We start from the raw sequence: 11582 nt of genomic DNA on the forward strand, positions 1-11582 counted from the left end.
ATGGACCAGCCCATGAACATTGACGACGTGCTACAGACCTTCATTGCCGAGAGCCGCGAGCTTCTGTTGCAAATGGAAGATGCGCTGCTACAGATCGAGAAGTCGCCGCACGACCTGGAGACCATCAACGGCCTGTTTCGCGTCGCCCACACCATCAAGGGCTCGGCCGGTCTGTTTGGCTTGATGCCCATCGTTGAGTTTACCCATGTCGCCGAGAGCGTGCTGGACCGCGTACGCAGCCTGGAAGTGCGCGTCGACGAGGCGTTGAGCGCCTTGTTTCTCAACGTCCGCGACCATATCGGCCAACTGATCGACTTGCTGGCCGAGGATGGCAACCTTGACCGATTGGATGAGCCGCTACGGGTTGAGGGCCAACGCCTCAGTGAGCATCTGGCTCAGTATTTGGAAGGGGCGGTATCGACTCTCTCCCCGAACCCTCAAGGCACGCTATCGGCGGATGAGCCCGTTGCGAGTGCTGGGCATTGGCATTTGTCACTGCGCTTTGGCCCGGATGTATTGCGCAATGGCATGGACCCCTTGGCGTTCCTGCGATACCTGGGCACCTTGGGGCGTTTGCTGCATACCGTCACGCTCTTCGAGTCGCTGCCGCCGGTGGCGTCAATGGACCCGGAAACCAACTACCTGGGATTTGAACTTGCGCTGGCCAGCGACGCCTCCCGGGAAGTTATCGACGGCGCCTTTGATTTTGTTCGCGATGACGCCCTTGTCCTGATCCTCGCACCGCAAGCCACTGTGCAAGCGTGTCGCGCTCACATTGACGCGCTGGCGGAAGACAACGCGGGCCTGCTTGAGCTGCTTGTACGCTGCGACACATTGACGGCACCCCAGGCCCTGCTCGTAGCTCAGGAGGGTGAGCAAGCACCTGTCGAGAGTCCCGGGGAACTGGAAGTACTCCATGATGCGATCGCGCCGTTGATTAAGGCCGGCAAAGGTACGACCAGCAACGAAGGCAATCTGATTCGTGTCGATGCCGCCAAACTCGACCAACTGATCAATCTGGTTGGTGAGCTGATCATCGCTGGCGCCGGCGCCAACCTGGTGGCGGTACGCAGTGGGATTGGCGAGATGATCGAGGCCACCAGTCTGTTGTCACGGTTGGTGGAGGAGGTACGTGATTCGGCGTTGACGTTACGCATGGTGCAGATCGGCGCGACCTTCACGCGTTTCCAGCGCGTGGTGCGGGACGTTTCCAAAGAGCTGGACAAGGACATCTTGCTGCACATCGGCGGTGGCGAGACCGAGCTGGACAAGACCGTCGTCGAACGTATTGGCGACCCGCTGACGCACCTGGTGCGAAACGCCATGGACCATGGCATCGAGCCCGCGTCGACTCGCCTGCAACGCGGCAAGCCTGCCCAGGGAACGGTGCGCCTGAACGCCTATCACGAATCCGGCAGCATTGTGATCGAGGTGTCGGACGACGGCGGCGGTTTGGCCAAGGACAAAATTCTGGCCAAGGCCCGTGAGCGCGGTCTGGTGGGGGAAGGCCAGGTACCGGCGGACAGAGACATCCTGAATTTGATTTTCGAGCCGGGTTTCTCCACTGCGGACCAAGTGAGCAACCTGTCCGGCCGAGGAGTGGGCATGGACGTCGTGAAGCGAAATATCACGGCGTTGCGTGGCAGTGTGAGCCTTGAGAGCGAAGAAGGGCAGGGCACGACGGTGCGGATTCGCCTGCCGCTGACGCTGGCAATCATCGACGGCTTTCTGATCGGCGTGGGCAAGGCCTCCTATGTGATTCCGCTGAACATGGTGGAGGAGTGCATCGAGCTAGCTCCGCAACAGGGAGTCGAAGCCGGCTACCTGGACCTCAGGGGGGAAGTGTTGCCGATCTTGCGGCTGCGGGACATGTTTGATGTGCAAGAGCCTGGAGGTAACCGCGAAAACGTGGTCGTCGTGCACTACGCCGGCCTGCGCGCCGGCCTGGTGGTTGATCGCCTGCAAGGCGAGTTTCAGACCGTGATCAAGCCATTGGGCAAAGTGTTTGGTGATGCCCATGGGCTGGGAGGGTTCACGATCCTCGGGAGTGGGGCAGTCGCCCTGATTCTGGATATCCCGAATTTGCTGGGACGCGTTGGCAAGGAAGCTCTCCACCGTTCGACCCCAAGTCCTTTATCGATTCAATGAAGCGCCACCAGGAGTTTCTCGCCATGACTGTTATCAAAAATATTACGTTGTTGGTGTGCACGGTAATGCTGGGCATCTTCGTATTGGGTGGCACCAGCCTTTATCTGACCGGTGAAATCAATTCGACCGCCAGTTATGCCAGCGTCAACACGGTGCCCAGCCTGCTTGAGATCGACCGGGCTGCCGAGTCCTTCAATAACCTGCACACCCTGCAATGGCAGCAGGTAAGTGAGGCGGAAAAAACCACCATCCCTTCCTATTCAGAAGCAGTGGCGCAGAGTTTTGGGGTTATCGGCAAGGCGTTGGATCATTACCAGTCCAGCCTGATCTCCGATGAGCATGATGCAACGCTGTTGAACCAGTTGCGCGCCAAACTGGGTGAGTTTTCCGCGTTGCAGGCGCGTTTCGACAAATTGATTAGCGGCGGTGACAGGGCCGGTGCTCGGGAGCTGATTGAAGCCAGCCAGCCATTACAAGGTGCGATTCAAACGGGTATTGCCGAGGTGCGCCAATACAATCTGGAACTGGGGCGTAAAGCCCAGCTGTTAGCTGTCAGGACCGAGCAGAACGCGCGCTCCATTATCTTGCTGGTCGGCGCATTGACACTCTTGGCAACGGTACTGATCGGTGTATTGCTGGGGCGTAGTTTGATGCGCCAGCTCGGCGGTGAGCCTGCGTTGGTTCGTGCATTCGCTCAACGCTTGTCGGTCGGAGATCTGGATACCAAGGCCACACTCAAGGCGGGTGACACCACCAGCCTGATGGCTTGCATGCAGCAGCTGGGAACGAGTTTGCATGGGCTGGTCGCGCAGATAACCCGCATCTCCAGTGAGCATGACAAGGGCGAGATCGACGCACAGATCGATGCCGGCCGCTTTCATGGCAGTTACAGCTCCATGGCCCAGGGCATCAACGAAATGGTCAACGGCCACATTGCGGTCAAGAGAAAAGCGATGGCCTGTATCCGCTCCTTCGGTGAAGGTGATCTGGCGGCGCCCCTTGAGCAATTCCCAGGCAAGAAAGCCTTTATTAACGAAGGTATTGAGCTGTTACGCAGCAACATCCTGGCGCTGATCAATGAAATGAAGCACATGGCCAGCGAGCATGAAAAAGGTGACATTGATGTCATGATCGACGTTGACCGTTTCTCGGGCTCGTACCGCGATATTGGTCAGGGTATCAATGAGATGGTCAGTGGCCACATCAGCGTGAAGAAGAAGGCCATGGCCTGTATCCGCTCGTTCGGCGAAGGCGATCTTTCCGCCCCCCTGGAGCAATTCCCGGGCAAAAAAGCGTTCATCAATGAAAACATCGAGCAACTGCGCGCCAATATTCTTGCGCTCGTCGAAGACACGAGCCAGATCAGTGACAGTGCGCTGATCGGCAAACTGGACACCCGGCCCGACGCCTCCCGGCATCAAGGTGATTTCCGCCGGATCATCTTGGGGATCAATGGTTCGCTTGACGCGATCATCGTACCGATTACGGAAGTCATGGACGTGCTGTCTGCGATGTCCGGCGGCGACCTGACTCGTAGCATTACCGGCGATTATCAAGGCAAATTCCTCGAACTGAAAAACTCGGTCAACGACACCGTGGAGAAGCTTTCGGAAATCATCGGCGAAGTACGCGGCTCGGCGGATTCGTTGTCCAGTGCCTCGGAGGAAATCTCCGCCACGGCCCAAAGCATGAGCCAATCGGCTTCTGAGCAGGCAGCATCGGTTGAGCAGACCTCTGCGTCGATGGAGCAGATGTCGGCATCCATTGCCCAGAACACCGAAAATGCCAAGGTGACCGACGGCATGGCGGGCAAGGCCAACAAGGAAGCGTCGGAAGGCGGTCGTGCCGTGAAGGATACGGTGGCCGCGATGAAGACCATCGCCGAAAAAATCGGCATCGTCGACTCTATCGCTTACCAGACCAATCTGTTGGCGCTCAACGCGGCTATCGAGGCAGCCCGCGCTGGCGAGCATGGCAAAGGGTTCGCGGTGGTGGCGGCCGAAGTGCGCAAACTGGCTGAGCGTAGCCAGATCGCCGCTCAGGAAATCAGCGAAGTAGCCAAGAACAGCGTGGCCTTGGCTGAACGGGCGGGCAACCTCCTGGACGAGATCGTGCCTTCGATTGCCAAGACATCGGATCTGGTGCAGGAAATCGCCGCCGCTTCAGAGGAGCAATCCATCGGGTCGGAACAGATCAACAGCGCGATGTCGCAGATGAGCCAGTTGACTCAACAGAACGCTTCGGCGTCCGAGGAACTGGCGGCAACGGCCGAGGAGATGAGCGGCCAGGCCGAGCAGCTGCAGGAACTCATGGGCTTTTTCACGGTGCAAAGCAAGCGTGCAGGGCGGACTGTCGCGATGCCCGCCATGAGCCGTTCGGCGTCCATACTTGACTACGAAAACCCTGCTGAAGGCGGGTTCGTCCGCTTCGGGAGTTGACCCATGAGTGCCTCAGTCGGTACGCCGGGCACTTTCCAGCCAACCCTGCAAGTGGCTGAACCCTTGCAGTACCTGACCTTCCTGGCGGCTCAGGAGATGTATGCGGTCAACACCCTCAGTGTTCGTGAAATCATCGAATACAGCCAGGTGACGAGCGTACCGATGATGCCGGCATTCCTGCGTGGGGTCATCAATCTTCGCGGTTCGGTTGTGCCGGTAGTGGACCTTAAAGCTCGGTTTGGCAAGGGCACGACGGTACTGGGCAGTCGCACGTGCATCGTGATTCTGGAGGCGGCGAGGGAGGGGGAGTCCCAGGTCCTGGGGGTGGTGGTGGACTCGGTCAGCGAAGTGATCGAGATCCTTGACAGCGATATCAAACCCGCGCCGGCCTTTGGCAACCCGATTCGTACCGACTTCATCAAGGGGATGACCAAGGTGCGAGGCGACTTTGTGACGCTGCTGCAAATTGAGCATGTTTTGTGTGTCGATGAGATGGCCGGTTTGATGTGAGCCTGACGCGTACGGCCGCGCCTCCAGGCGCGAGCAAAAAGTAATTGATCCGAGGTGAATCATGGCGCCAGCCATCGAAAGTCCAGGCAATGCCCCTGTCTCGAGTCCGAGCCAATACCTCACCTTCGAGCTGGGGGATGAGATGTTCGCCGTCGGCACGCTCAATGTGCGAGAGATCATCGAATACGGTCCGATCACCAGCGTGCCCTTGTTGCCACCCAGCATACGCGGCGTGATTAACCTGCGAGGCGCCGCGGTGCCGGTATTGGACCTTGGCGTGCGCTTTCGCGGTGAGCGCACGGTACAGACCTCAAGAACATGCTTTGTGATTATCGAGGTACAGGCGAGTACCTTGCGCAAGCCGGTGGGGATCATTGTGGATGCTGTCAGCGAGGTACTGGAAATCGCCGATCATGACATCGAGCCCTCGTTGAATTTCGGTACCGATGTCAGGGCGGACTTCCTGTTGGGCATCGGCAAATTGGAGAGCGGTTTTGTGCTGTTGCTGGACATCGGTCGCGTGTTGTCGCTCGAGCAAGTCGATGCGCTGGTGAACCTTGAGTCGCCGTTGCCTTCAACCGCCTGATTTTCTTAGGGAACGTCCTTATGAACGTGATTCTCTCCGATGCCGAGTTCCTGCAGTTTCGTAGCCTCATCCATCAAATCGCGGGTATCAGCCTGTCCGATGCCAAGAAACAGTTGGTGAGCGCTCGGCTGGCCAAGCGGTTGCAAGTGTTCAAGCTCAATACCTACGGGGCTTACTACAAGGTATTGATGAAGGACAGCACGGAGTTGCAGGTCGCAGTGGATTTGCTGACGACCAACGAAACCTACTTTTTTCGCGAGCCCAAGCATTTCGATTTCCTGCGCGAGGTGGCGCTGCCCGAACTCCGTGGCAGCGGGCCGTTACGCATCTGGAGCGGTGCCTGCTCGACCGGTGAAGAGCCCTACACCTTGGCGATGGTGCTGGCAGACAACCTCGCGGGCAGGCCCTGGGAAATTGTGGCGTCGGATATCAGCAGCCGCGTGCTGGACAAGGCCCGCCAGGGGCGCTACCCCCTCGACGGTACGCGCGGCATTCCTCAAGCGTTGCTCAACAAGTATTGCCTCAAGGGCGTAGGCGCCAACCACGGTTGTTTTATGGTCGAGCCGGCACTTGCGTCGAGGATCGATTTTCAGGCGATCAATTTGAACAACCCACTGCCGAAACTGGGGATGTTTGATGTGATCTTCCTGCGCAACGTGATGATCTATTTTGACAACGACACCAAAGTGCAAGTGGTCAAGCGGCTGATCAACCACCTCAAGCCCGGCGGGTACTTTCTGGTGAGCCATTCGGAGAGCCTCAATGGCATCACCGATGAGCTGCGACTGGTCAAGCCTTCAATCTACCGGAGGCCCCATGCCTGACGCCCACGAGGTTTTCCTGAACCCAGGTGAGTGGTTCTTCGGCTCCGGCCCGATTCGGTTACGTACGGTGCTGGGATCGTGTGTGGCCCTGGTGTTCTGGCATCCGAGGCGCTTGTTGGGAGGCATGTGTCACTACCTGCTGCCTCAACGCGCAGGTACTGAGTCGCGGGTTCTGGACGGTCGCTACGGCAATGAGGCGCTCCAATTGTTACTCGATCGAATACAGGCGAGCAAAGCCCGGCCTGCGGAGTTCAGGGTCAGTGTATTTGGCGGTGGGAACATGTTCCCAGGGCTTGTGCGTTCGGACAGTCACTACGTGGGGCAGCGCAATGTCGAACAAGCCCGGCACCTGCTCGACTTGCATCGTTTGCATTGTCACAACTTCCACGTGGAGGGCGTGGGTTATCGAACCGTGGTGTTCGATCTTGCCAATGGCGACATTGAACTCAACTACTTAGCCTTACAGAAAAAAACCGGCAGCCCTCTTGGGGAACGTGCGACATGAGCCAAATAAAAGTACTGATCATTGACGATTCCGCTGTGGTTCGCCAAGTACTGACGGCGACCCTGGGGCAAGACCCCGCCATCGAAGTTATCGGCGCGGCGGCGGACCCGGTTTTCGCCATGGATAAAATGAACAAACAGTGGCCTGATGTGATTGTGCTGGACGTTGAGATGCCACGCATGGATGGCATTACGTTCCTCAAGAAACTGATGGCGGAACACCCCACGCCGGTGGTCATCTGCTCCACGTTGACCGAGAAGGGAGCGGCCACCACCATGCAGGCTCTGGCTGCCGGGGCGGTCAGTATTGTGACCAAGCCACAACTCAACTTGCGCCAGTTTTTGACCGACAGCTCCGATGAGTTGGCTGGTGCCGTCAAGGCTGCAGCCCGGGCAAACATGAAGCGTATGGTGCCTTCCAGCGAGCGCGCTCCGGCGAGGCTGAGTGCTGATGCCATATTGCCTGCGGGCACGCAGGCGATGGCGCGCACCACGGAAAATATTGTCGCCATAGGCACTTCAACCGGCGGTACTCAAGCCCTGGAATTGGTGTTAACCGCGTTGCCCCGGGTATGTCCCGGAATCGTGATCGTGCAGCACATGCCCGAACACTTCACCGCTGCGTTTGCCGAGCGACTCAATCGTCTGTGCGAGATTGAGGTCAGGGAGGCGAAGAATGGAGATCGGGTAACCCCCGGTTGCGCACTGATTGCCCCCGGTGGCCGGCATATGGTGCTCAAGCGTAGCGGCGCCCAATACCAAGTGGAAATTGTTGACGGTCCTCCGGTGAGCCGGCATCGACCTTCCGTGGATGTGCTGTTTCGCTCGGTTGCCCGCAGTGCCGGCTGTAACGCGCTGGGGATCATCATGACGGGGATGGGGGACGATGGCGCCCGTGGGCTGAAGGAAATGCACGACAACGGCGCCCGCACCCTCGGCCAGGATGAAGAAAGTTGCGTGGTGTACGGCATGCCCAAGGAAGCATTCAAACTCGGCGCCGTAGAGCGCGAACTGCCCCTTGAGCATATTTCAGCCGCGATCCTGCATTCCATGCATCAGCGTCGTTGACTGACCGGACGTGTTGAACACACAGATGATTATAAAAACGTGATGTTGGGGGTAAGGCGCTAATTAATAATGCCTCTCATTGGTCGGGCAAAATAGTTGACTGTTATCTTCTCTGTGCATTCGTTTGGATAGAGGTTGTGCAATTGATTAAAAGTTTTGGGGGAGACTTGCTGTTCATGTTGATTTCACAAATATCTTACATGTCACTCATTAGCATAGTGGCATTGCGACAGCGATCAACTGGGGATGACCTCGGGAGGTGTTATGTCAGGCTTGATGGCGTCAATTAACAGTCGCACTCAATTGGTAGGGCAAAATCGACTGGAGCTCTTGCTATTTCGATTCGATGATCACCAGTTGTATGGAATCAATGTCTTTAAGGTCAGGGAGGTTATTCGCTGCCCAGAACTGTCGGTCATGCCAAAGTCTAATATTAATATTTGTGGCGTTGCGAATATAAGAGGTAGTTGCATCCCGATTCTGGACTTGGCAATGGCAACCGGTTTGCCAGGCGTCAAGGACGTTGAAAACGCTTTTGTTATTCTCACGGAATATAACAGCCGTGTTCAAGGGTTCTTGGTCTTTGCTGTTGAGCACATTGTCAACTTGAACTGGGAGGACATCCATCCGCCTCCCAAGGGGAGTGGTGATAACAACTATTTAACCGCGGTGACTCGCAGCGATAACCGCCTGGTAGAAATTATCGATGTCGAGAAGGTACTGACCGAGATTTCACCGTGCTCCGAGGACATTTCCCCGGGGGTGGTCGATATCGACGTTAACCAACGAGCGCAACACCTGCGGGTCCTGACCGTCGATGACTCGATGGTGGCGCGCAAACAGGTGACCCGCTGCCTGGAAACCGTGGGTGTTGAGGTGGTCGCGTTGAATGATGGTCGACAGGCTCTGGACTATCTTCGTGCAATGCTTGATCAAGGGCGTAAGCCGGATGAGGAGTTCCTGATGATGATTTCGGATATCGAGATGCCAGAGATGGATGGCTACACGTTGACCACCGAAATCCGCAGCGACCCGCGTATGGCAAACCTGCACATTGTGCTGCACACCTCATTATCTGGAGGGTTCAACCAGGCCATGGTCAAGAAAGTCGGCGCTGATGACTTCTTGGCAAAGTTTCGCCCTGATGACCTGGCCGGTCGTGTGGTAGATCGGATCAAGGCAACTCGGGTCGGCTGATCATCAGCACTGCACCACACAAGCCAAGGAGGCTTTATAGAGGCGCCATAGAATAAACTCAACGAGGGCGTGCCATGTTGAAATGCAACGAGCTCTATCAGTCGAATGTCGACAGCGAGGCCAGGCCATTTTGGAGGGATCGCTCGACTCAACCTGACTTAAGTATCAATTGCGCCATGGGGTGTACCCGTTCAGCGCCAGCGACAAGCGCTTCGTCAGCCGCAGTTGCGCCACCCCAGTCGTCGTGCTCAACGCAGGCAACAATGAGCGACGAACTGGTTGTCGCCAAACAACTCTGCGCCAGATCCAAGGCTGCCGTGATCAAGATGTTCAGTCATGCGCGAATGGGCAAGGCCTTGGAGTTGGAAAACATCAGTGCGCTGGTCGATGACATTTCCAGTTCGATTTCCCGACACCCGGACGCCTTTATCAGTTTGGCTCGGTTGAAGAGTATCGACGACTACACCTACATGCACTCGGTCGCCGTGTGTGCGCTGATGATTGCATTGGGCAATCAATTGGGCCTGCCCGAAACGATGATTCGGAGGGTAGGTCTCGCTGGCCTGTTGCACGATATCGGTAAAATGGCCATCCCCGGCGCCATTCTTAATAAACCCGGCCGCTTGAGCGACGACGAACTGCAGTGGGTGCGTACCCATCCGGTGGAAGGCGAAAGAATCCTGTCAGCCACCTCCCAGATGTGCGAAATGGTCGTGGACGTGTGCCTGCACCATCATGAACGGGTGGATGGCAAAGGCTACCCCCATCAACTTGTCGGCGAGCAGATCAGCTTGTTTTCCCGCATGGCCGCGGTTTGTGATGTATATGACGCAATCACCTCAGACCGCTCTTATAACGAGGGCTGGGATCCGGCCGTTGCTATCCAGCACATGTCGACCTGCGAGGGGCACTTTGACGACCAGGTATTTCGAGCATTTTTAAAATCAGTGGGTATTTATCCGGTGGGCTCGATTGTTCAACTCAAGAGTGGAGGCATCGGTGTCGTCATCGAACAAAATCCTCATTCCCTGTTGACACCTAAAGTGAAGTTGTTTTTCTTGCCGGTGCTCAATATTCATATAAAACCGAACATCGTAGACCTGAGTGATCCTTTGCAAAGCGACCGCATCGTCGAGCGTGTACCCGCCCAGCGTTATGGCTTTAAAAGTACCGACTCGCTGTGGATCGATGTGTAGTTAAAAAAATAGCTACCCTGTCAATGTTTCCGGTTGATCAACTGGTCGGGCAATGACACCAACAGCAAGTGATGATCAATTTTGCCGAACGTGCCAATACAGTGGAGTGCCGCCATCAATTAATGCCGGCGAAAGTTACCGTGGGCAGGAGATACCATGAAGTTCAAATCATTGCAGACTCGAATTTGTTTTACTGCGGGCCTTTGCCTATTTATTTCATCGGCCAGCCTGGTCCTCTATGGGGTTTTCTCCGCAGCCGCAAACGAAAAGTATGTCACTGCAGAAGTTTCCACGTTGATTGAAGATTCAACGATACGCGAAGTGCAAAACCTCGCGGAATCGCGTGCGAATTCTATCCAGGCAAAACTGCAAAATGCGCTGGACTCAGCGCGAACCCTGGTCAGCGCATTTGCCGCCAGCAAGGCTGAACAAAGCCCACTGTCGTTAGGGCGCGAGCAGGTCAATACCATGTTGCTCGGCGTGCTTAAAGACAACCCCGACTTCAACGGCACTTATTCGTGCTGGGAGCCGGATGCATTGGATGGTAAAGATCAGACGTTTCGCAATGGCGAAGGCGCAAATAACCCGTTGACTGGTCGCTTCACGCCTTATTGGACACGTAGCTCGGATGGCCATATTGCGGTGCAACCGTTGGTGGAGTACGACTCTGTAGCCCGCCATGCCAATGGTGTACTCAAAGGCGGCTGGTATACGGGGCCTCGTGACACTCAGAAAGAAAGTGTCCTGGACCCCATCCCTTATGTGGTTCAAGGCAAGAACGTGTGGCTGACCACGCTGTCAGTGCCGATTACAGCCAACGGCAAGTTTTACGGCGTCGTCGGCGCGGACTTTCCTCGTAGTAATCAAATTCTTCGTGTTGCTCGGGCAGCTTGAACGAGAGCACGCGGGTCAAATTGGAGCAGCCCCAGCAGTCGGACACCGACTCTGTGACGTAGTAATACGGTGATCTGATGCCAAGTCTTCAGGCTCGGGTCCCATCTGGCACCGAGTGATTTCGCTTCATCTTTTTCTGAGAAGGTGAGCTTCAGATCAATCCTTGCCATTTCTGTATCCGTACGTATTACTCATCAGTAAGCGCAGCTTTAACCTG

8 protein-coding genes and 3 pseudogenes are annotated in these 11582 nt (G+C 56.3%); all 11 read left to right on the forward strand.

The window, feature by feature from the left end:
• The first annotated feature begins 12 nt into the window (after positions 1-12).
• Positions 13-2148 carry a chemotaxis protein CheA gene (locus tag HBO09_RS22875; protein WP_262381314.1) on the forward strand — a complete coding sequence of 712 codons (2136 nt, stop codon included), beginning with the start codon at positions 13-15 and terminating at the stop codon, positions 2146-2148.
• Positions 2149-3065: 917 nt separating this feature from the next.
• Positions 3066-3470: pseudogene (locus tag HBO09_RS29225) on the forward strand (methyl-accepting chemotaxis protein); the annotation flags it as partial.
• 66 nt (positions 3471-3536) lie between these two features.
• A pseudogene (locus tag HBO09_RS29065) lies at positions 3537-4469 on the forward strand (methyl-accepting chemotaxis protein); the annotation flags it as partial.
• A gap of 120 nt (positions 4470-4589) precedes the next feature.
• Entirely contained in the window at positions 4590-5096 is a 507-nt protein-coding gene (locus HBO09_RS22885; RefSeq protein ID WP_169997410.1) for a chemotaxis protein CheW, read from the forward strand.
• A 61-nt stretch (positions 5097-5157) separates the two neighbouring features.
• Positions 5158-5682, forward strand: coding sequence for a chemotaxis protein CheW (locus tag HBO09_RS22890; protein WP_169997408.1), 525 nt, complete (start codon positions 5158-5160; stop codon positions 5680-5682).
• Between the two features lie 20 nt (positions 5683-5702).
• Entirely contained in the window at positions 5703-6506 is an 804-nt protein-coding gene (locus tag HBO09_RS22895; RefSeq protein WP_169997406.1) for a protein-glutamate O-methyltransferase CheR, read from the forward strand.
• Positions 6499-7011: a chemotaxis protein CheD gene (locus HBO09_RS22900; RefSeq protein WP_169997404.1), complete on the forward strand. Its 513-nt coding sequence runs from the start codon at positions 6499-6501 to the stop codon at positions 7009-7011. Before HBO09_RS22895 ends, HBO09_RS22900 begins: the two co-directional genes overlap by 8 nt.
• Positions 7008-8078: a chemotaxis response regulator protein-glutamate methylesterase gene (locus tag HBO09_RS22905; protein WP_169997402.1), complete on the forward strand. Its 1071-nt coding sequence runs from the start codon at positions 7008-7010 to the stop codon at positions 8076-8078. The genes HBO09_RS22900 and HBO09_RS22905 overlap by 4 nt, the downstream gene beginning before the upstream one ends.
• A gap of 264 nt (positions 8079-8342) precedes the next feature.
• Positions 8343-9275 carry a chemotaxis protein CheV gene (locus HBO09_RS22910; protein ID WP_169997400.1) on the forward strand — a complete coding sequence of 311 codons (933 nt, stop codon included), beginning with the start codon at positions 8343-8345 and terminating at the stop codon, positions 9273-9275.
• Between the two features lie 263 nt (positions 9276-9538).
• Positions 9539-10471, forward strand: a complete 933-nt coding sequence (locus HBO09_RS22915; protein ID WP_169997398.1) for an HD-GYP domain-containing protein — start codon at positions 9539-9541, stop codon at positions 10469-10471.
• A 156-nt stretch (positions 10472-10627) separates the two neighbouring features.
• A pseudogene (locus HBO09_RS22920) lies at positions 10628-11323 on the forward strand (cache domain-containing protein); the annotation flags it as partial.
• Positions 11324-11582 lie beyond the last annotated feature (259 nt).

The organism is Pseudomonas sp. WS 5027, assembly GCF_012985695.1.
Taxonomy (GTDB): Bacteria; Pseudomonadota; Gammaproteobacteria; order Pseudomonadales; family Pseudomonadaceae; genus Aquipseudomonas; species Aquipseudomonas hygromyciniae.

Bases quoted from the DNA above. Each gene is read 5' to 3' on its own strand.
- HBO09_RS22910 (WP_169997400.1), top strand. From the start codon at position 8,343: ATGTCAGGCTTGATGGCGTCAATTAACAGTCGCACTCAATTGGTAGGG.
- HBO09_RS22890 (WP_169997408.1), top strand. From the start codon at position 5,158: ATGGCGCCAGCCATCGAAAGTCCAGGCAATGCCCCTGTCTCGAGTCCG.
- HBO09_RS22915 (WP_169997398.1), top strand. From the start codon at position 9,539: ATGAGCGACGAACTGGTTGTCGCCAAACAACTCTGCGCCAGATCCAAG.
- HBO09_RS22895 (WP_169997406.1), top strand. From the start codon at position 5,703: ATGAACGTGATTCTCTCCGATGCCGAGTTCCTGCAGTTTCGTAGCCTC.
- HBO09_RS22875 (WP_262381314.1), top strand. From the start codon at position 13: ATGAACATTGACGACGTGCTACAGACCTTCATTGCCGAGAGCCGCGAG.
- HBO09_RS22885 (WP_169997410.1), top strand. From the start codon at position 4,590: ATGAGTGCCTCAGTCGGTACGCCGGGCACTTTCCAGCCAACCCTGCAA.
- HBO09_RS22900 (WP_169997404.1), top strand. From the start codon at position 6,499: ATGCCTGACGCCCACGAGGTTTTCCTGAACCCAGGTGAGTGGTTCTTC.
- HBO09_RS22905 (WP_169997402.1), top strand. From the start codon at position 7,008: ATGAGCCAAATAAAAGTACTGATCATTGACGATTCCGCTGTGGTTCGC.